We start from the raw sequence: 21,661 nt of genomic DNA, 5'->3' as shown, positions 1-21,661 counted from the left end.
GTGCCTCTCCTATTCACCCTGAGTGGTGCTCTCTGTTCTCAGTGGTGCCCCTTCGGCCACGGTCGCAAGGTTGCTGGTGACAATCAGATCACCCGTGTTGAGCCCATCGCTGATGTAAGCTTGTTCAGCGTCTCTGAAAGCGACGGTAACAGGCCGCACATTTAGAAGGCCGTTTTGCATTACCCAGACGGTATCGTTTTGCCGCAAGTAATCCCGGTCGATTTTCACCACACCCTCAAGTGGCCGACCGCTGATACTTGTATGGACGATGGATCCTACGATGAGAACAGGCTCGCCACTGCCTTCAGCAAGCGAAAGCGGGTCTTTTACGCTCACCAGAATTCGCGCGAGGCGCGTTTGGTTATCAATCGCACCAATCAGGCTGCGGATTTGACCTGTACGCGAAACTCCTGTTGGCCATGAGGCTCGATCGCGGATCTCGACCGGTGCACCGGGCTCGCCCCGGCGAGGAATGTTAATCTGCTTCAATTTGGAGAGCGGCACGGTCACAATGACATGATATTCATCGGTGCCCACAAGCCGCGCGAGCATGGTGCCTGGATCTACCTCAGAGCCGATATTGGCATCCCGGGTGATAATCTGAGCATCGAATGGGGCTAAGACCTTCGTTCGGTCCAGGTCCAGTTTGGCCTGATCAAGTGCTGCCTGCGTCGACATCAAAGCAGCAGTGGCGGCTTCCAACTGTGGTCGCCTGAGTGCCAGGGCTGCATCGCCTTCCACCATGTTTTTGCTAAGGACTTCAAAGTCGCGTTTGGCAATGTCCTGACGGCCATGCTCCTGCGCGAGGTTGCTTTCAGCCTGCTTGAGTGCAGCTTTCTGCTGGTTCACAAGATGGCGATAATCGGCGGCATCCAACTCAAGCAAAGTTTCGCCTTGGGCTACAAACCCACCGGGGATGAAATGGTCAGATACAGTGAGTACTCGTCCGCTGACACGGGGGCGCAGCTCAATGTCTTGCGCAGCCGTTACGGTACCAAGGCCCATGATCTGAGGGATATAAACCCCACGCTGGGCCGTAATAACATCAACCAGCATGGCAGTTTCACGGGTTGCGGTTTCACGCTCAGCTTTCGGTTCGCTGCTATAGATGACAAATACCAGAATTGCCGCAACGATGATGATGAGCAGGCTCAGCAACACTGTGGCAGCAGGCCGCAGTGTCCGCACATTGCTCTTTTCACCCTCATGGGTGTTTGTTTCGGTTTCAGCCACAAAGATGCCCCACTTTAATTATTGGGAATTCCTATCATAGTACGACGGAATTTCAAAAATGGGTCAGAATTAAAGCGTACTTGTAGTGGTGCAGGACATAGGCTTCAAACACCCATTCCCTGGTAAAACTATAGTGCGCCCGATAGACACATCAACAAGGGTAAAGGGGTAGCTTGGGACGGTGCCAGTACAATAGCGGCTAGCGAAGTTTCCAATGCCTCTATTGCTCGACTTGCTGCGGGAATATACAGCGCCATCAGAATAACACTAAGTTAAAAGCCCCAGATCCAGCTGAACGGATCGAGGGCTTTTGGTTTTTTGGTGGCCGGGATGGCTCGCAGTAATCCGCGGCCGGCCTTTCCTATTGGGTGCAGTTGTCCTGCCCGTCACTGTCTTCGCTTACTTTGATCGCTGCAACGGATAGTGTGGTGCCAGAGGCGCTGACCAGCCGGAAGGGTTGATTAACCGCTCGGATATCTGCGCCTGTGCGTGCGAAGCAGGATAAGCTGAGGCGCATGGTAGACCATTGGTCGACCGGTGTAGCTTTCAGCATTTTTGTAACGTCCAGTGATCCATTGCAGGCTGAGTTGTCGCGACATCCCATTGATAGCGTTACCGGTGCTGAGACAGGGGTTTCGACGCGATAAGCAAAGGTGAGTTCCATTGCTCCGTTCATTTCCCTGAAGAGATCAATTGGCGTGTCGCTTTCGATGGCAAATGTTCCACTGTCCTCATTGGGGAAGGATATGGAAATCGCATCCTCCTGAGCTGTATAGTCAACGGCCGAAATGTGAACGTTGTTTTCGCTCATCTGAATAAGCCAGGGAGCTTGGGCCCGACCATGTTCGTAGTAACTATATTTATTTAGTTGGGCGTCGGCCTCACCCGCTTCTTCCGATACAAGTGCGACTACCTGATTGTCTGCGTAGGATAGCCCATAACCATATGGAAAGAGTGGATCATATCCTTCTTGGCCCATATTTAATGGGCCTTGATCTGCGCGTTTTGGCCAGGAAAATGATAGCTTGCCGGTAAAGTCGTATCGTGGTTGGCCGCTTGTATCAGCTATAAGTATGTCCGCAATGCCTCCGCCCTCGGTGCCAGGCCACCAGACCGCCACAAATGCGTCCGATGCATTGAGGAAGGTATTCACCCACATGGGACGACCAGAAAGAAACAAGCTAACCGTCGGAATGCCTTGCTGCTGCACGCTGGCTACGGCCTCCAACATCTCCGGGTTGTTGTATAACAGGGTACTTACGTCCCCTTGAAATTCCGCATAGGGTTTCTCCCCATATACCGCGATTACAACATCGGGTTTTTGTTTATAGTCACCATTGGCGGAATATTCGAAAGTGCCACCAGCCTGCTGGACCGCTTTTTCAAGGCCAGCGAGAATGCTTTCGCCGTTGGGGAAGGCGCTGTTTGGCAAGCCGCCACCTTGCCATGTTAAGGTCCAGCCGCCGGATGCATCTGATATGCTGTCGGCGCTGTCACCTAATACCAGTACCCGACTTCCCGGTTTGATGGGTAAAACATTGTTATTGTTCTTCAGCAACACGAGTGAGCGGCGAACAGCTGCCCGAGCAACTGCCTTGTGCTCCGCTGACCCAAGCACGCTTTCATCGCCGGCGAGTGGCCGAGCGGAAGGTTTCACCGTATCAAACAGGCCGGCTCTTATCTTCACCCGTAGTATACGTCGTACCGCGTCATCCAGGCGGTTCATGGGAATGACACCTTCTTTTACCTGTTGCAGTGTGTTGTCATACAGACCCTTCCAGCTGTCGGGCGCCATATACATATCGAGCCCTGCATTTATCGCAGCCGGGCAGTTTTCATTGGTACAACCGTCGATTTGCCCATGCGCATTCCAATCTCCCACGACAAGGCCATCAAAACCCATCTGGTTTTTGAGAACATCGGTTAGCAAATAGCGATCTCCGTGGATTTTTGTGCCATTCCAACTGGAAAAAGAAGCCATGACAGCCTGTACACCTGCGTCTATAGCGTTGAGATAGGCCGCACCGTGAAGATCACGCAGAACCTTTTCACTGATCTGGGCATCGCCTTGGTCCTGCCCATCTTTGGTTCCGCCATCCGCCACGAAATGTTTTGCCGACGAAATGACCTTTTCCGGCCCCATAAAATCTTCGGACGTCATCTCACCTTGCAAGCCTTCAACAATGGCTGTGGCATACTGTTTGGTGATATCAGGTAGCTCACTGAAACCCTCGTATGTCCTGCCCCAGCGATCATCCTGCGGGACAGCAAGGGTCGGAGCGAAGGTCCAGTCATGCCCCGTTACGCGCAGTTCGCGGGCGGTTACTGCGGCGACACGCTTGATCAGTTCAGGGTCGTTGGCAGCACCTAGTGCAATATTGTGTGGGAAAACGGTGCCGCCAATCACATTGTTGTGCCCGTGTACAGCGTCAATTCCCCAGATGATGGGTATGGAGACCCCGCCGTCACTATCATCAATTGATGCTTCATAATATTCATCGGCGGCTGTTACCCAAGTATCAGCCGCAGCATATGGCAAATCTCCAGGTGCAGAGTTTCCACCACTCAATACGGAACCCAGATTATATTCTTTAACCTCTGCCGGAGACACGGAAGCGCTGTCAGCTTGAATAACCTGTCCCACCTTTTCTTCCACTGTCATGCGTGCCAGTAGGGCGTCGATTTTTGCTTCGGTCGCGGGATCTTGTAGCGCTTCCACGTCGGCGCGCGGCCATATAACACTTTCCTCTTGCTGCGAGGTGCTGTCTGACGAAGCTGAGTTCTGCTGGTTCTGGCCGTCGCAGCCCGCAACCGCGAGAGCGGCTATAGATGCTATATAAAACAAATACTTACTACGCGCGTTGATCATTTTGGTCTCCACTCAATATAGAGAGGCTAGTCCCCGATAAGCCGTCACAGCGGCGGAGGATCGCCTTACCCTTCCCGTTGCTGGTCTGGGTCTGGGGTGCATAGGCATCGCCACTTTCAGTCCGGCAGGATTTCTTCCGTAGCCATTTTAATGGACGGAGTCTAGAAATTTATGGAAGCGATTTCATATTTTGATAATCGTGGCAGCAGGACAGGTGCTATGATGGTGGGAGAAAGTTTATCGGTTAGGCTTGACTGTTGATTTTCGCTCTACAAAAGCGAAATCCATAAGGGTGGGAAGCGTGTCATTATTGACTTCCTGTTCCTTGTGCGCGTCCAGTAATCGGGTCGCTGCGGCAATGGCCATTTCTTCGATTGGCTGCCGAATGGTGGTCAGAGGAGGGGTGACAAACGACGCCAGTGGAAGGTCATCAAAACCAGCGACCGAAAGTTCATCAGGAACGCTGATGCGCATCTCATGCGCTATGGTAATCGTGGCGGCGGCCATTTCATCGTTCGACGCAAAAATAGCTGTTGGGCGTTTATCCTGTGTTAGCAGTTGTCTCGCGGCTGTGAGCCCTGATTCAAAAACATATGTGCCTCGTCCAACCCAGTCACGCCGTACAAGTAACCCATTGTCGGCCATGGCGCTCTGAAACCCCTGCAGCCGCTCGCGAGCATCTGCGTGTTCAGTGTCGCCGGTGATAAAGCCAATGTCGCTGTGCCCAAGGCCTATCAGGTGTTCGGTCATCTTGTATGCGGCGCCAAAGTTATCTATCCCGATATCAGTCATGCCGCCGAAGGCCCGACCTGGAGAAATTCTAACGGTCGGTATTTTCCGTTTACTCAGGGCAGCCAAGATGACCTCATTGTCACAGATGGGTGGGGTGAGGATAACGCCGGAAAGGCCGAGGCTTGATAGGAAAGACTGAATTTGTTCAAACGTTGTGGTCTTGTCGAAAACCTCAACGACCACGTGGAGGCCCGCCTGCTTGCACTTTTGCAGAAGGCCGCGCTGTATCCCAGAGAGATAGTCGCCCTGCGGGTCGTCAAGCAGTAGTCCGATTACATAGGAGCGATTACCGGCAAGGCTGCGCGCATATAGGCTTGGTCTGTAGCCTAGTTTTTCAACAGCTGCTTCCACGGCTTTTTTCTTGTCGTCTCTAACATATTTCTCGCCGTTCAGAATGCGCGACACTGTTGTGACAGAGACGCCCGCCACACGCGCCACATCAGCAATCGTTACATTCATTTTTTTTCTGGTCGACATCTATTGCGCTCGCTAACTGAAAACGTTTCCGGAACTTTTATGCACACGCCGCATAGGTTGCAAGCGATTTTCCTCGCCTGACGGTCATTGGCTCACGGACCCTAACACCGATCAAGAGGTTGATGAAACATAGATATATTGCCTGCCGAACGGGCACGCCAACAGTTAATTGTGGGCAAGCTTGCCTCCGGTGTGTGGTCATTGATGTCAGTGCAATCATCTTCACCTTTGACATATTGAGAAGAATGAGCCTAAATTGTGACCGGTCACATTTTAGGGAAGTGTTATGGGGAAGCTGAGGTTTACCGAGAAGATCGGCTATGCGTTGGGGGACGTGGCGTCCAATTTTTACTGGCGTGTCTTTGATCTGTTTCTGTTGATTTTCTACACTGATGTGTTTGGTCTGCCCGCCGCTGCTGTGGGTACAATGATGCTAGTGACACGTATAATCGATGCTGTTTCCGATCCGATGATGGGAGCCGTTGCAGACCGCACCAAAACCAGGCTTGGTAAGTTTCGCCCTTACCTACTGTGGGGTATTGTTCCCTTGGCGGCGGCAGGAGTGCTTACTTTCACAGTGCCTGACGTTGATACGGGCGGTAAGCTCATATGGGCCTACGCCACCTATATTTTCATGATGCTGGCATACACCTTTATAAATGTACCCTATGGTGCGTTGATTGGAGTGGTGACGCGGGATAGCAAGGACAGAACGGCCCTCACCAGTTTTCGATTTATCGGCGCCTTCACGGGTGGCAGCTTGGTGGCCTATTTCACGCCAAAGCTTGTGCTTTGGCTCGGGCAGGGTAATGAAGCGCTCGGGTGGCAACTGGCTATGGGTTTGTATGGCGCGTTGGCGGCATTGCTGTTCACCCTTACGTTCTTTGCAACACGGGAGCGCGTCGTTCCGGTTTCTTCCGAGCCGACACCTGTATGGCAGGATATTCGTGATCTGACCCGCAATAAGCCTTGGCTGATCCTCTTCTCTTTGGCCTTGGTCATTATGATGACAATCTCGCTACGAGCGAGTACGGGTACTTTCTATTTCAAATACTATGTGGAGCGCCCTGACCTGATTGGCAGCTTCAGCATGACTTACATGCTTGCCTTGATGGTAGGTGCTGCAAGTACACCAGTGCTGACCAAATTCCTCGGAAAAAAACAGTTGCTGCTAATGCTCATGTCGCTGGTGACAGTTCTTTCGGCAGTATATTTCTTTGTGCCGAAGGATCAGATTGTTCTGATGTATGTTTTGCAGGCGGCGATAGGCGTCTGTTTGGGGCCGAAATCTCCGCTGGTTTTTTCCATGTATGCAGATACGGCGGACTATTCCGAATGGAAAACTGGCAGGCGTGCGACCGCTATGGTTTTTTCGGCGGCCGCTTTTTCCCAAAAACTTGGTGGCGCTCTAGCGGGCGCGCTTATCGGGTGGCTGTTGGGTGCGCTTGGCTACGCCGCCAATGAGGTGCAATCCGACGCATCGGCGATGGGCATCGTCCTTTTAATGACCTTGATACCTGCCTTTTTTGCGGGCTTGTCTGTCGCGCTGATCCAATTTTACAGGCTTGATGAAGCCACGATTGAAACGCTGAATCGTGAGTTGGAAGAACGGGCGCCAGAAAAAGAGTTTGGAGTGTGAATATATGAGCATGGTTTCGAGTACGGCGTTTTCCCGTGATGGTGCAGGTTTGGTATTGCACAGCCCGACGGAGATGCCTCAGGCGGGTAGTTTTCTGTGGAATGCTGAGATGATGTTGCAAATGACCTGCAGAGGCTTTGCGACAGCACAGTTTATGCAGCCTGAACCAGCTAAATATTCGCGTGGTCCAGGGCTTGAGGCGACCACGTTCATGCAGCCAGAGCACCCGTATTTTTCGCATCACAGTGGTCGGTTTTTCTATGTGAAAGATCGACGAAGCGGTCGTTTCTTTTCTGCGCCGTATGAGCCTGTTCGAGCGGAAGTTGACGAGTTTGAGTTCCGGGCGTTGCCTCATGCGATGCAGTGGCGCGTGAGGTGCGCGGGTGTTCAAATTGATTTGGAATTGGCATTGCCGGAGAAGGGTGTTGCAGAGTTGTGGCGGTTGAAGGTCACGAACCTGGCCGAGGAGAAACGTGATCTTTCCGTATATCCCGTCTTTAGTTTCGGTTTTCTTTCATGGATGAACCAGAGCGGTACATATGACGAAGAGTTGTGTGCCGTTACAGCGAGTTATGTGACGCCCTACCAGAAGGTGGCGGATTATTTTAAGCATCGGGACTTTCGGGAAAAAAGTTTCCTGATGGCGGAGAAGAAGCCGGATGCCTGGTGCGCGCGTTTGTCTGCCTTTGAAGGGGAAGGCGGTTTACACAGCCCGGATGGTATTTCCGCTGATGTGTTGGGTTGTGAAAACGCAGACTATGAAATTCCTGTGGCAGCAATGCAGTATGATCTCTCTCTGGAGCCCGGGGAGAACTTTGAAACCTGCTTTGTTTTTGGACCCGCCAAAGATAAAGCGGAGTTGGGAGCCATCAGAAACCGGTTCTTTGGGAACCGGAACTGTTTCGAGGATGCGTGCAACTCAGGCAAGGCATATGTAGAAAATGGTGTTGGTGCACTTCAGGTGTCGACCCCTGACCCAATATTTGATCATTACGTAAATCATTGGATGGCCCGACAGATTCATTATCACGGCGCCACCAATCGGTTGTCTACCGACCCTCAAACGCGCAATTTGTTGCAAGATCATATGGGGATGTGCTTGGTCGATGCGACCAGCATGAAGCGGGCTGTTTTGCTGGCGTTGTCGCAACAGAAGGCAAGTGGAGAAATGCCGGATGGCATTCTTTTGCACCCTGAGGCGACGCTGAAATATATCAATCAAGTCCCACACACAGACCATAGCATTTGGTTGCCCATCTGCTTGCGGGCATATCTCAATGAGACAGGCGATTATGCCTTGCTTGAGGAGACCATTCCTTATGCGGATGAAGAAAGATGCGAGACTGTCGGGCTTCACATCACAAAAGCAATGCGCTGGGTCGCGGCAAATCGGGATGGTCGTGGCCTCAGCCTGATCGCTGAGGGTGACTGGTGTGACCCTATGAATATGGTGGGCTATAAAGGGCGTGGTGTTTCCGGCTGGTTAACCTTGGCATCTGCTTATGCTTTTCAGGAATGGGCGGCTATCTGCGAAATGGTTGGTGCCGTGGGTGTGGCGACCGAGATGAAGCTAATGGCGGAGGCCTGCAACCAAGCAGCCAACAAGTATATATGGGATGGGAAGTGGTATGCGAGGGGTATTACCGATGACGGTGTATCCTTCGGTGTGGAAAAAGATGATGAAGGGCGCATCTATTTAAACCCGCAAAGCTGGGCGATATTGAGTGGGGCGGCGGATCAGGACAAGGTCGCTAGTATTGTGGGTGAAATTGAGGCGCAGCTCATGACGCCATATGGTGTCATGATGTTGGCGCCCGCCTATACTGGTATGCGCGAAGATGTTGGGCGATTGACGCAGAAATTTCCCGGCTCGGCTGAAAACGGATCTGTCTACAACCATGCCGCCGCTTTCTATGCCCACAGCCTGTATAATATTGGTGAAAGCGACCGTGCATATTCGGTACTCAGGCAAATGCTGCCAGACGAAACGGATTGCCTCAGGCGAGGTCAGCTTCCTGTCTATATCCCGAACTATTATCGCGGCGCCTATCATCAACTGCCTCGCACAGCAGGCCGCTCCAGCCAGCTCTTCAACACTGGTACGGTGGCTTGGTTCGGGAGAATTGTTGTTGAGCGTTTGTTTGGCCTTGAAGGGTGCAAGGATGGTTTGAAAATATGCCCGTCGTTGCCCTCCGGGTGGGGTAAGGCGTGTGTAATGAGACGTTTTCGCGGGGCTGAGTTTGACGTGAATTTTAATAGGTCAGATAAAGTTGCGGAAATGGAAGTATGGGTCGACGGTGTGCAGAACACTGAACAGGTGGTGAAGGATATCAAACCGGGACGGCAATACCGTATTGATGTCAAGTTGCCGAGCAGCGAAAGGAACGGCCAATGAAGTTTCTCGTTATCCTGGCGGGAGTATCGGCGTGTGTACTCATACCCTCCCATATGTGGGCGAGCGATGTTCACAAGAGCATCGTGGCTCCTGTCATCGACGGTGAGATGGATACCGCATGGCAACTGGCTGAGTGGCATCCAATGGATAATCACATTGTTGGTGATGTGCCGGGCGCGGACGATTTTTCCGGGCGCTACAAACTCTTGTGGGACCAGAACTATCTTTACGTTTTGGCTGAAATCACGGACGACGTCCTCTTTGACGGGCATCCTGACCCGCGAGAAGCGTATTGGGATGACGACAGCCTTGAGATATTCATTGATGAAGATGCTTCCGGCGGCGATCACCTTAATACCCATAATGCGTTTGCCTACCATCTGGCGCTTGATGGGCATGTGGCGGATATGGGAGCAATGCGACCGGATGGTACCTCCGAGATATTGCTATTGGATGACCATGCGGTGAGCCGCTGGAAAAGACGCACTGACAACCCTAAGGCCATTCTGTGGGAAGTGGCGGTGAAGCTTTTTGATGATACGTTTGACCCAGCTTCAAGCACAAACAAAGCCTTAACTCTTCGGTCTGGCAAGCAGATCGGGTTTATGCTCGCCTATTGTGATAATGACGGCAGCGTGGAGCGTGAACACTTCATGGGGTCGCATGCCATAGAGCCGGTGGACGGGGATAAAAACCTTGGATATATCACTGCTGATGTATTCGGTAGGCTGACATTGGTGCCTTGATAATTATGGGAGATCCTTGTGGCCACAATACGTGACGTCGCAAATGAGGCAGGTGTTTCACGCGCTACTGTTACGCGCGCTTTGCACGAGCCCGACAAGGTATCACCCTCCCGGTTGGCAAAGGTGCAGGCAGCGATCAAAAAACTCGGTTATCGCCCCAATATGCTCTCACAGACCTTCAGGAGTAGCAGCGCCAAAACGATTGTGGTCTTGGCGCCAAATCTTGCGAACCCCTTCTTTGCGCAAATCATTGCAGGCATTGTCGATGCTTCAGACGAGCGGGGCTATAAAATACTGGTCGGAAGCACTAACAATTCTGCCAAGCGTGAGGCCGAGTTTATCAGGATGGTTGAAACGCGCCTGGCTGACGGCATAATTCAGATGGCACCATATACTGAGGGCGAGACCGCCCTGTTGCCCAGGCAGCATGTGCCTGCGGTTAGCGTTGCTGGGGTGCCTGGTACGCCATATCCAGGTGTTCGAATAGATAATATTGCCGCGGTAAAGGAATGTATTCGCCACTTGGCCGACCTTGGACACACAAACATCGGCGCAATAACTGGCCCAGCGGATAACAGTAATACCGTTGTGCGCCTTGCAGGATTCAAGGAGGGACTCGTGGAAGCTGGTCTGCGCTACCTGCCTGCGCTGGTCAGGGAAGGTGATTTCCGTCTTGTCTCCGGTTTTGGTGCCGCAGCCGACTTTATGTTGGCGAGCAACCCTGTAAAACCGACAGCCATATTCTGTATGAATGATGAGATGGCGCTTGGTGCAATACGAGGATTGCGGACATTTAATATGCGGGTGCCGGCAGATATCTCGATTATAGGCTTTGATAATCTTGATTTTTCAGCCTTCTCCAGCCCGGCACTTACCACCGTCGAACAACCTGCCTATGACATGGGATACAGCAGCGCAGCGTTGCTGGTTGATCTACTGGAAGGTAAGGCGAACAACAGGAACGAAGACATTGTTCTGCCGTACCGCTTTGTTGAGCGAGAGAGCACCGCCGCTACAAACCAAGATCAATAGCTAACCAGACCGCTTTTTTAAGACTGATGAGTTTCATATCGATCTGCAGTCTCCCTCCTCCCTTAGTTGAACAACAGCCTTGTTCTGACTGGGGTCAGTGAATTGGAGCGCTTGGGATAAATCAGCTATTTCGAGGCTGGGTGTGTGAGGAAGTATCTACCCTGACCTGTCAAGGGCGGAGCAAAATTAGGCCATAGGGCGGCGTAAAAGTGAGCCAGTATGGATATGGTTGATATGATAGCCGGGGGCATGCCCCCGGCTATCATATTTTGGCGATCATTTTGGGTGGGGTTTTGAGCGGCTCTGCGCGAGGCGGTAGCTTTCGCCGTTCATCTCGAGGATGTGAACATGGTGGGTCAGCCGGTCGAGGAGCGCGCCGGTGAGGCGTTCCGAGCCGAAGGTTTCTGTCCACTCGTCGAACGGAAGGTTGCTGGTGATGATGGTGGAGCCACTTTCATATCGCTCGGAGAAGACCTCGAACAACAGTTCGGCGCCGGTCTTTGAGAGCGGCACAAAGCCCAGTTCGTCAACGATCAGCAATCTGTATTTGGCCAGCTTCTTCTTGTAGCGCAGCAGGGACTTCTCATCCCTCGCCTCCATCAGTTCATGCACCAGGACGCTGGCCGTGGTGAAGCCGACGCTGATGCCCTTCTGGCAGGCGGCCAGCCCGAGACCGAGGGCGACATGGGTCTTGCCGGTGCCACTGGGGCCAAGGGCGATGATATTCTCATAACGGTCCACATACTCTGAGCGTGCGAGCGTGAGCACTAGCATCTTGTTCAGCTCGGGAATGGCCTTGAAGTCAAAGCTGTCGAGGCTCTTGACCGCCGGGAACTTCGCCAACCGGATCCGCCGCTCGATCATCCGCCTTTCCCGGTCGATCAGTTCCAGCTCGGTGAGCCGGGCCAGATAACCGGTATGGTCAACACCTTCAGACGCACACTGGCGGGCCACCTTGTCATAGTCCCGAAGGAAGGTGGGCAGGCGCAGCTTCTTCAGATGGTGGGATAGCAGTATCTGGGGTGCTTCACTCATGACGCTGCCCCCATCAGACACATATAGCTGGACGGGGATGTGGTGCCCACCGTGGCCTTCGGCAGGTAGGGGTAAAGGCTCAGGTCAAGCCGGGCCGGTCGGCGTTCGATCCGGCACAGCACCAGATGCCTGATGGCGTCATAGCCGATGGCCCCCAACCTCAGGGCGTCCTTCACGGCTGCCGACAGCGTCTCCATATCCACGGTGTCCAATAGTCTCAGCACTTGGACATATTCCCGCTTGCCGGCCTTGCCCATGCGGGCTTCCAGCAGGCGGCGCAGTTTGAGGATTTCCTCCGGCAGGTTCCAGCCATCAAGCGGGGCCGCCTGATCAAGGCTCATGATCTTGCGCTCAATCAGCGGCAGGTAATGCAATGGATTGAAGATCATATCCGCCTCGTCATAGGAGCGCTCGTGGCGGGCGATGATCTCCCCGGCACAGCCAATGACCACCTCGCCGACATAGCCCCGGACCCAGACCTCCCGGTGGGCAAAGGCAACAGGCACCGAATAATCATTGCCCTTGTAACGCACCAGCGACAGGGACGTGACCCGACCGGCCTGCTTGTGGCAGGCATCGAAGAACGCCCCCGGCAAGGGGCGCATTGCCGCCAGATCAGCCTGCAGCCGGTCCCCGATGCTCACCTTGTGCCCTGACAGGACATCTGACTGCCGCCTGGTACAAGCGTCCTCCAGATAGTCGTTGAAAGCGTCAAAGCTGGCGAAGGACGGAATGGGGACCATGAAGGTCCGGCGCATATAGCCGACCATGCCTTCAACCTTGCCCTTATCGTTGCCCTTGCCGGGGCGGCCATAGCGGTCCTCTATCAGATAGTGGGACAGGAAGGCCGAGAAGCTGTCGGTCCGCTTGCGCGTGCCATCCGGCAGAATGCGAGATACAAGACAGCGGTCATTGTCGTACAGGACCGACTGCGGCACAGCGCCAAAGAAGGCAAAGGCATGGTTGTGGCCGTCCAGCCAGGCCTCCGTCGTGGCCCGGGGATAGGCCCTGACATAACAGGCATCGCTATGCGGCAGGTCCAGCACGAAGAAGTGGGCCTTCTGCCGCACCCCGCCGATGACCACCTGGGCCTCGCCGAAGTCCGCCTGCGCGTGACCGGGGGTGTGGCTCAGCGGTACATAGACCTCGCGGCTGGTCCGACGGTACTCTCTCACATAGTCCTTGATGATCGTATAACCGCCATCAAAGCCATACTCGGAGCGTAGGCGCTCGAAGATACGCTTCGCTGTATGGCGCTGCTTGCGCCCTACCTGGCGGTCACCCTCCAGAATACTGTCGATGATGTCGGTGTAGCCATCAAGCTTGGGACGCCTGACCGGCACTGAGCGCCGGTAGCCCGGCGGCTCTGAATGCGAGAGCATCTTCGCGACTGTGTCACGGCTGATCCCGAAACGCCGGGCAGCCTCCCGGTTGCTCAGGCCTTGCACATGGCACGCAAGGCGAACCCTTCTGTATAAATCCACTGAATAAATCCTCCGGCCCTCCCATCAAATGGAAAAGCCAAAAAGTGGCAGACTTTTACTCCGCCCGCAGCAACACAACGCCGCCGCTTCAGTGGCCTACTTTTACACCGCCCTATACAGATATATTGTCTGCCGATGCTGTTCTGGACCCGGCCAATGGCCTAGTGACAGGTAGCACCGTTGTGTCTGGGTTGCCGACAGATGGGCGCAATGTCGCGATCGCACGGGACAGCCGTTATCAGTTCACCGAGATGAGCCGCGAGCGGATCAACGGTCAAGTGGTTGTTCAGTTTAACCCTACTGACAGCATTCGTATTACAGCTGACGCGTTGTTAGCAGAAACAAGTGCTAAGGAAGACCGTACCGATCTGAGTAACTGGTTTGACCGGCCCTTTGATCAGATATCTTTTGATGACAGCCCGGTGTCCACATCGGTTTTCTTGTCTGAGAACAAAGGCGGCGGCACGAAAGATTATGCACTTCAGCAATCTCATAGCGCAACGAAGGATAAACTGGAATCCTTTGGTCTTAACGTTGAGTATGATGCGAACGACAGCCTGACCTTCAAAATCGATGCTCATACGTCGAAAGCGTCAGTACGTCCGGATGCACGTACAGGTTTTGCGGAAACCAACGTTGGTATGGCCATGCCGGTTGTGCGCGCTCACACGGTTGATTATTCAACGGGCTTCCCACAAATCACTGTCGATCGGGATGATTCCGTTCGCAGTAACGGCGACGGTGTCTTTGACCTTGGTGATGTGTCTACTCAGGTTTCCAATGATAATCGCAATATCTATCAGATCAATGACATTGACCAGATTGATTTCCGCGGTGAATGGCAATTGGACGACACCACAAAGTTCACTTTTGGTGCAAACTATCGCACTCAGAAAAACGAAACCTATGAAGCCCTATATCAGCAGATCATGGGTGACTGGGGCGCTAACAATCCCGGTGACGTGGAGCAACTTACGCCTGGCGCTCTTGAGTTGTTTGATTGGGACAGTGCCTTCAACGACTTCCAGATTCCTTCCGGGCTCGTTGGCGTCAGGGGCAATGCATTGGATATCTTTGAGGCGGCTTCCGCTCACTATGCGGGTCAAGGGAACTCTCTCAATCTGGTACAAGAAAACTTCGATATCGTTGAAGAAGACGTACTGGCGGTATTCGCGCAGTTTGATGGGGAATTCGAGCTTGCTGATCGGCCTGTCCGGATTAGTGCTGGCATCAGGTACGAGCAGACAGATGTAACGGCCTTCTCTCAATCTGCACCAACAACAGACATCATATGGTTGGGTGACCAAGATTTTGCACGGGTTGCTGGCTCGGGCCAAGATGGCTTCTCCATCGACGATTCGTACGACAACTTCCTGCCAAACCTCGATATTGCTATCGACTTGACGGATAAGTTGGTTTCGCGTTTCTCCTACAGTAAAACGCTTGCGCGGACAGGCTATGACAACCTGAAAGCCAGCACATCCCTGTCTCAACCTTCTGGCCCCACAGCTGTAGGTGGGACACTGACCGCAAGCACAGGTACACCGGGCCTTCTGCCTCTTGTATCTGAGAACTTTGATGTGTCGTTCGAGTGGTACTATGGCGACGATGACTGGTTCTCGGTTGGTGCGTTCCACAAGAAAGTTAAAAACTTTGTGGGGACTCGTACTGTTTCCGAAAACCTGTTTGGTATTCGTGACGTAACATCTGGTGCAGCCGGTACACGGTCTGGTCAGGCGTCTGACGCTCTTGAGAGCATTGGTATTGATGCAACCAACCAGCACCTGTTTGCCATGACAGCACTTATTGACCAACTTGGTTCGGTAAATGACGCAATAGCGACGTTCCAGGCCAATGTGAACAATGGCTCGCTGGACCCGGCATACTATGTCAGTTTGGAGACAGATTATGATGTGCTCTCTGACTCTAGTGACCCCCTGTGGGATATCGACGTAAGCCGTCCTCTCAATATCGAGTCCGCTTCTATCCGCGGTCTGGAAATTGCCGGGCAGCATTTCTTCGGTAATACAGGTTTTGGTATTGCAGCAAGCTACACCTTGGTTGATGGCGACATTGGCTATGATGTCACTGCTGATCCGACAGAAGACCAATTCGCACTGGTTGGTCTGAGTGACACCGCAAACGTGACTCTGATTTATGAGAAAAACAGGCTTTCCGCCCGTGCCTCCTATAATTGGCGTGACGGCTTCCTATCTGATGCCAACCGGGGTGATAGTTACAACAACCCTACCTTCACAGAGGCATTCGCGACGATTGATGCGAGTGTGAGTTACGATGTGACTGAACAGATCACCGTGTCGCTGGAAGCGGTCAACATCACCGGTGAAAATACGCGTCAGTACAACCGGGCTGAGAATCAACTTTGGTTCGCACGGGAAAACGCGCCGCGTTTCTTCCTCGGCGCTCGGTACAAGTTCTAAGTTTGTGAAGAGCTGACCCACAGGTCACCTATGGCAAAAGGGGTCGCTCCAAGGAGCGATCCCTGTTTTTATCTAGTCTCATGTGGGAGCATGAGGGTATGGGTAAAGGAAGGCACAGGTGAACGTGGCTACAGATATTGGTAGGGTATATTTATGGCAACCGTTGTAACATTGGACAATGTTGAACATCACGACCTCAAGGTTTCGGCGGACAGGGGCGCAGTTTTCGGTGACAACATCAACCAAGCTCTTGTCTTTCCAAATGAGTTTCGTGACGCACAGCGCGAATACCCAATCCTTTTCAGAAAGGATAAGGACGGCGCTTTCCAATCAGTTGTCTTGCTAGGCTTTGACCGGGATGAAAACCTATTTCTAAAGGGCAAGGTGTGGGACGCCAGATATATGCCTGCTGTTCAGGCTAGAGGCCCTTTCATGATAGGGGTACACCGCTCTACAGAAGGTGAAGAGGCCGATGTGAAGGTACATGTTGACCTAGACAATCCTGCGGTAAACAAGGAAAGCGGCTATGCGCTCTTTCTTCCCCACGGGGGGCAATCACCCTACCTTAACCATATCATCAATGTACTCAGAACGCTCCATGACGGCTTAAGCATTTCAAAGACCTTTTTTGGCCTCATGGAAGAGTTTGATCTTATCGAGCCCCTTACGCTTGAGGTCAAAATCGATGATACGCGCCAATATACCGTGCCGCAGGTATATTCGATCAGCGAAGAGAAATTCCGGGGTCTATCTCATGAGGCGCTGGGGCGTTTACACGAAACCGGCATGCTTGCATACTGCTACTGGGTTTTAGGCTCGCTCGACAACATCAGGCCTCTCGTGGACCGGAAGATCAGGGCGTAACTCCTATGGGAAGCAATAACAGTAAACAGAGGGTGGTTATCGCGGGCGGGGGAACTGCTGGCTGGGTGACCGCTGCTGCTTTGTCGAGCCAGATCGGCGAGCTTATCGATATCGTGCTCGTGGAATCAGAGGAGCTCGGGACAGTTGGTGTTGGTGAAGCCACTATCCCGACACACCGAAGTTATCATGACATCATCGGCATGAATGAAGCTGACTTCATGCGCGCCACCAGGGCAACTTTCAAGCTCGGTATTTCTTTTGAGGACTGGGGTGCGCTCGGTGATAAATATTTTCACTCATTCGGAAAAATAGGAATCTCCACATGGATGGCGGATTTCCACCATCTTTGGATGCAAGCCCAATCAGATGGCTTTGGCGGTGACCTTGGGGATTATTGTCTTGAACTCCGCGCCGCCGAAGCGGGCAAGTTTGCTATCACCGAGAAGCCTGCACTCAATTATGCCTATCATCTTGACGCCGGGTTATATGCGCGCTTCTTGCGAGAACATTCCGAAAAGCGAGGCGTGAAGCGTATTGAAGGCAAGTTCGTTGATGTGCAGAAGAATGGTGAAACAGGTTTTATTGAAAGCCTAGTTATGGAATCCGGTGAGGAAGTCGCCGGCGATCTCTTTGTCGATTGTACTGGGTTCCGCGCGATGCTGATCGAGAAGGCGCTTGGAGTTGGTTTTGATGACTGGTCGCATTGGCTGCCCATGAACAGCGCCGTTGCCGTGCAAACGGTGGGCACCGGAAAAATTCCGCCTTACACCTGCTCCATGGCGCGTGGTGCGGGCTGGCAGTGGCGTATTCCACTGCAGCACCGGGTTGGCAACGGCCATGTTTATTGTTCGGACTATATGAGCGACGACGAGGCTCGGCACGTTCTTGATGAGAATGTGGACGGAGAGATGCTGACGGAACCTCGAGTAATCCGGTTTAAAACAGGACGCAGAAAAAAGATCTGGGAAAAGAACTGTATAGCGCTCGGCCTTTCAAGCGGATTTTTGGAGCCGCTGGAATCCACAAGCATTCACCTCTTCCAGGTTGCCGCAACCCGTCTTGTGCAAATGTTCCCTTTTTCAGGGATCAGCACGGCTCAGACCGACTTTTACAACAAGGTCTGTGAAGACGAGTTTCTGAGTGTCCGGGATTTTGTCATTCTTCATTATTTCCTGACCAAAAGGGACGATACAGCGTTTTGGCGGGACCGGCAGGCTCTAGACATACCGGAATCGCTCCGGCAGCGGATCGAACTCTACAAGCAGAACTCGTTTGTCTACCAGGGGGAGGCGGATCTGTTCCGCATCGATTCCTGGTTGCAGGTTATGCAAGGACAGGGGTTGGCTAGCGGAAATTATCACCATGTTGGTAAGCTCATGGGCGCAGATAGATTGCGAGCAAACATGGAAGGCTATGCTGCCCAGGTTCGTTCAGCGGTTCAGAAGCTTCCGACCCATGAAGATTTTCTCTCTCGCTACTGCGCTGTGCCGGATGCCTGATTTCGGCAGGGGTCCCTCATGACAAATGCGATCAGAACAGTTGTGATTGTTGGCGGTGGTTCGGCGGGTTGGATCACCGCTGGATTGCTGGCTGCGAAACACAAGGCTGATGGCAATCTTGGTCTGAAAATCACAGTCATTGAATCCCCTGATATACCGACCATAGGCGTGGGTGAAGGCACTTGGCCTACCATGCGTACTACCTTGCGTGCGATAGGTGTCAGTGAACGCGACTTTGTCAGGTGCTGCAGCGTCTCGTTCAAACAGGGATCCAAATTTTGTCGTTGGCATAAAGACGACCCCGATGATTTTTATTACCATCCATTTGACCTGCCTCAAGGTTTCCATGGTGGTAACGTGGCGGAGCATTGGCTCGCAACGCCGGGCCATAGGTCCTTTTCCGCTACCGTTTGCCCGCAGGAAACACTTTGCGAACGCCATCGTGCACCAAAACTTGTAACCAGTCCTGACTATGCCGGGTTCACAAACTACGGTTACCACCTGGACGCGGGGGCTTTTTCAGGTTTCCTGAGAGAACACTGTACGCAGCGCCTTGGTGTCAGGCATGTCGCAGACACAATGACTGGCCTGCAAGCCGCAATGAATGGTGATATTGAAGCGATTGAAACGCGAGAAAATGGTCTCATAGAAGGAGACCTGTTTATCGATTGTACGGGCTTTCACGCGCTCCTGATCGGGGCGCATCTAGGCGTTGGCATGAAACCAATGTCACATGTCCTGTTCCCCGACACAGCGCTGGCCGTGCAAAGCCCCTATGACGAAGACGCACCGGTGCAGTCTGTCACGGTCTCAACAGCACAACCAGCAGGGTGGATATGGGACGTTAGCCTGTCGTCACGCCGTGGCATAGGGCATGTATATAGCAGCGCCCATATGAATGAAGATGCAGCTGTTGAGTGTGTCCGTCTGTATCTCGGGAAAGATGAAAAGTCTTTCGGTAAGCTAAACGTTAGAAAACTTGCCATCGGATCGGGCTACCGTGAAACCTTCTGGAACAGAAATTGCGTTGCCGTAGGCCTTTCCGCAGGGTTTCTTGAGCCTCTTGAAGCATCGGCGCTGATGCTGATTGAAAAATCGGCGAACCTCATTGCGGATAATATGCCCACTACACGGGATGCGATGGATATTGTCGCGAAACATTTTAACACGCGACTTCATGGCCTCTGGAGCCATATTGTTCATTTCCTGAAGCTGCATTATTGCCTGAGCGAACGTACGGAACCATTCTGGGTAGACAACCGCAAACCGGAAAGCATACCGGATGAACTGATGGATGATCTGGCGCTTTGGGCGGAGCAGGTGCCACGACCTGGTGAATTTGGTGGGCCAGATGAGGTATTCCCGGCAGCCAGCTATCAATATGTTCTCTACGGCATGGGGTTTCCCACAAAACCCAACCCTCGAGGTATCCCTGATGGGCTTAAAGGCTTCAGTGAAGGACAATTTGCAACTGTTGAACGGAATGCTTCACGTTTGAAAGATATGTTGCCTTCAAACCGGGAGCTGCTTGACACGCTTTGCTCTAGCGATGACGTTTAGGTAGGAGGAACGTGGCCATGGCAGGGCAAAAGGTCAAAGAAATTTCAGGCGTTGGGTGCGATCAAATTCCTTTTGAGGCGTTGATTGGCGGCGAAGTACCTGTGGTGCTCAAAGGGGTGGCGAAGGATTGGCCGCTCGTGAAGGCCGGCCAAAGATCTCCAGAAGATGCCATGACCTACATTGAGCAGTTCGAGGCAGGGCGGGAGTATACGATGTATGTTGTGCCACCTGAGGTTAACGGGCGCATTTTCTACAACGAAGAGCTAACCGCACCAAACTATCAGCCCTGGAAGGTTAGCTTCCCCGCTTTCCTTGAGGCCATGAGAGAACAATTCAAGGCAGCCGACCCCAGTGCCCACTATATTGGCTCTCGAGATGCGGACACTTATTTCCCTGGCCTCAGGAAGGATAACGACCTCAAGCTCAAGCACCCAATGTTTGAGCACGGCAATTTGCTTGTGAGTGTCTGGACAGGCAGCAAAACCCTTGTTGCAGCGCACTATGATGCCTCAAATAATCTGGCGTGCTGCATGGTGGGCAGACGGCGCTTCACACTGTTTCCGCCCGAAGCTATCTCGGCCCTTTATCCTGGGCCGCTTGAGCCCACACCTGGCGGGCAGGTGCTGTCGATGGTTGATCATCATAATCCTGACCTAAGGAAATTTCCGCGCTTCAAAGAGGCCGAAGCCATGGCTCAAGTGGCTGAGCTTGAGCCGGGAGATGTGCTCTATTTTCCTGCGCTCTGGTGGCATCAGGTGGAAGCACTCGAACCCTTTAATGTCATGATGAACTACTGGTGGAACGACGTACCGCTCCATATCGATGATCCGCGGGCGGCGCTGCTGCATGGTATGCTGGCGTTGCGGGAAAGGCCGGAGCAAGAAAAGAAGGCCTGGAAACAGATATTCAATTATTATGTGTTTGGTGACGCAGAAGATGTGCGAGCGCATTTGCCAAAACATGCTCGCGGGCCACTTGGTGAGCTGGACACGCTTACGGCTCGACGACTGAGGGCCTATATTCTGCAGCTTCTCAACAGATGATGAATTCTTGCCTGCGGACGCCTCCTTGGCTAGGAGGGTTTGCGCTCAGGTGGTGGTGATTTGGTCCAGCAAAACTCTGACTTGCTCCGCTGGAGGCAGAAGGCCATCAACAAAAAAGGCAGCTTCGTCACGCTCTGGCCGCTCCAGTATCGCAAGTTGGCTTTTCAGCAGGCTTGCTGGCATAAAGTGATCTGTACGTGCCGTGAGCCGGGACATCAAAATCTCGTGCGAGATGTCAGCCATCACAAACTGTAGGGAGCTGCAGTGGGAGCGGAGTGTATCCCTGTATTGTCGCTTGAGTGCGGAACAAGATACAACAACACCAGTTTCCGCGCGCATCGCTATGGCTTCCCCAACGTTTTTAAGAAACACCACCCTGTCATTGTCATCAAGTGGCTGGCCAGCTTCCATTTTGCGGATGTTTGAAGCCGGGTGAAGGTCATCTCCTTCGACGAACGGCAACCCCAGCTTGTCAGCGAGTAGCTGCCCGAGCGTTGATTTTCCGCACCCGCTCACACCCATTACCACGATAGAAAACTTCATCGACACGCC

Annotated in this window: 15 protein-coding genes; 9 read left to right on the top strand and 6 right to left on the bottom strand. The window is 53.0% G+C overall.

What is annotated here, in order from left to right:
• Nucleotides 1-9: 9 nt before the first annotated feature.
• The 3 genes from ACOOGA_RS07110 to ACOOGA_RS07100 all read right to left on the bottom strand — a co-directional run bounded on the left by ACOOGA_RS07110 (nt 10) and on the right by ACOOGA_RS07100 (nt 5,353).
• A complete protein-coding gene (locus tag ACOOGA_RS07110; protein ID WP_420430075.1) occupies nt 10-1,233 on the bottom strand; it encodes an efflux RND transporter periplasmic adaptor subunit in 1,224 nt (407 codons plus the stop codon).
• Nucleotides 1,234-1,594: 361 nt separating this feature from the next.
• Nucleotides 1,595-4,102 (bottom strand): glycoside hydrolase family 3 protein, encoded by a 2,508-nt coding sequence (locus ACOOGA_RS07105; protein WP_420430074.1) that lies wholly within the window; start codon nt 4,100-4,102, stop codon nt 1,595-1,597.
• A gap of 237 nt (nt 4,103-4,339) precedes the next feature.
• The gene (locus ACOOGA_RS07100) at nt 4,340-5,353 is read right to left on the bottom strand and encodes a LacI family DNA-binding transcriptional regulator (RefSeq protein WP_420430073.1); all 1,014 of its coding nucleotides are present in this window, start codon (nt 5,351-5,353) and stop codon (nt 4,340-4,342) included.
• A 304-nt stretch (nt 5,354-5,657) separates the two neighbouring features.
• Here ACOOGA_RS07100 and ACOOGA_RS07095 point away from each other — a divergent pair, with 304 nt between their 5' ends.
• The 4 genes from ACOOGA_RS07095 to ACOOGA_RS07080 are packed head-to-tail and all read left to right on the top strand — an operon-like array spanning nt 5,658 to nt 11,183.
• A complete protein-coding gene (locus tag ACOOGA_RS07095) occupies nt 5,658-7,010 on the top strand; it encodes an MFS transporter (RefSeq protein ID WP_417462170.1) in 1,353 nt (450 codons plus the stop codon).
• A 4-nt stretch (nt 7,011-7,014) separates the two neighbouring features.
• Entirely contained in the window at nt 7,015-9,405 is a 2,391-nt protein-coding gene (locus ACOOGA_RS07090) for a GH36-type glycosyl hydrolase domain-containing protein (RefSeq protein ID WP_420430072.1), read from the top strand.
• Nucleotides 9,402-10,151 carry a CBM9 family sugar-binding protein gene (locus ACOOGA_RS07085; protein ID WP_417462168.1) on the top strand — a complete coding sequence of 250 codons (750 nt, stop codon included), beginning with the start codon at nt 9,402-9,404 and terminating at the stop codon, nt 10,149-10,151. Before ACOOGA_RS07090 ends, ACOOGA_RS07085 begins: the two co-directional genes overlap by 4 nt.
• 18 nt (nt 10,152-10,169) lie before the next feature.
• Nucleotides 10,170-11,183 (top strand): LacI family DNA-binding transcriptional regulator, encoded by a 1,014-nt coding sequence (locus ACOOGA_RS07080; protein ID WP_417462166.1) that lies wholly within the window; start codon nt 10,170-10,172, stop codon nt 11,181-11,183.
• A gap of 276 nt (nt 11,184-11,459) precedes the next feature.
• On the opposite strand, the gene istB is transcribed toward ACOOGA_RS07080, so the two are convergent.
• Both istB and istA read right to left on the bottom strand, forming a co-directional pair.
• Entirely contained in the window at nt 11,460-12,218 is a 759-nt protein-coding gene (istB, locus tag ACOOGA_RS07075) for an IS21-like element helper ATPase IstB (RefSeq protein ID WP_068143101.1), read from the bottom strand.
• Nucleotides 12,215-13,711, bottom strand: a complete 1,497-nt coding sequence (istA, locus tag ACOOGA_RS07070; RefSeq protein WP_156431830.1) for an IS21 family transposase — start codon at nt 13,709-13,711, stop codon at nt 12,215-12,217. The genes istB and istA overlap by 4 nt, the downstream gene beginning before the upstream one ends.
• Nucleotides 13,712-13,746: 35 nt before the next feature.
• On the opposite strand from istA, the gene ACOOGA_RS07065 reads away from it, so the two are divergent.
• The 5 genes from ACOOGA_RS07065 (at nt 13,747) to ACOOGA_RS07045 (ending at nt 21,109) form a co-directional block, all read left to right on the top strand.
• A complete protein-coding gene (locus tag ACOOGA_RS07065; RefSeq protein WP_420430071.1) occupies nt 13,747-16,143 on the top strand; it encodes a TonB-dependent receptor in 2,397 nt (798 codons plus the stop codon).
• A gap of 153 nt (nt 16,144-16,296) precedes the next feature.
• Nucleotides 16,297-17,007 carry a SapC family protein gene (locus ACOOGA_RS07060; RefSeq protein WP_420430070.1) on the top strand — a complete coding sequence of 237 codons (711 nt, stop codon included), beginning with the start codon at nt 16,297-16,299 and terminating at the stop codon, nt 17,005-17,007.
• A gap of 5 nt (nt 17,008-17,012) precedes the next feature.
• Nucleotides 17,013-18,506 (top strand): tryptophan halogenase family protein, encoded by a 1,494-nt coding sequence (locus tag ACOOGA_RS07055; RefSeq protein WP_420430069.1) that lies wholly within the window; start codon nt 17,013-17,015, stop codon nt 18,504-18,506.
• An 18-nt stretch (nt 18,507-18,524) separates the two neighbouring features.
• Nucleotides 18,525-20,066 (top strand): tryptophan halogenase family protein, encoded by a 1,542-nt coding sequence (locus ACOOGA_RS07050; RefSeq protein ID WP_420430068.1) that lies wholly within the window; start codon nt 18,525-18,527, stop codon nt 20,064-20,066.
• Nucleotides 20,067-20,083: 17 nt separating this feature from the next.
• Nucleotides 20,084-21,109 (top strand): cupin-like domain-containing protein, encoded by a 1,026-nt coding sequence (locus ACOOGA_RS07045; protein ID WP_417462161.1) that lies wholly within the window; start codon nt 20,084-20,086, stop codon nt 21,107-21,109.
• A 45-nt stretch (nt 21,110-21,154) separates the two neighbouring features.
• On the opposite strand, the gene ACOOGA_RS07040 is transcribed toward ACOOGA_RS07045, so the two are convergent.
• Entirely contained in the window at nt 21,155-21,652 is a 498-nt protein-coding gene (locus ACOOGA_RS07040; protein ID WP_420430067.1) for a gluconokinase, read from the bottom strand.
• Nucleotides 21,653-21,661 lie beyond the last annotated feature (9 nt).

The sequence above is a fragment of the Kordiimonas sp. genome (genome assembly GCF_965216265.1).
Taxonomy (GTDB): Bacteria; Pseudomonadota; Alphaproteobacteria; order Sphingomonadales; family Kordiimonadaceae; genus Kordiimonas.
The sequence above is the reverse complement of the archived record's forward strand: the minus strand, read 5'-3'. Positions and strand labels throughout refer to the sequence as shown.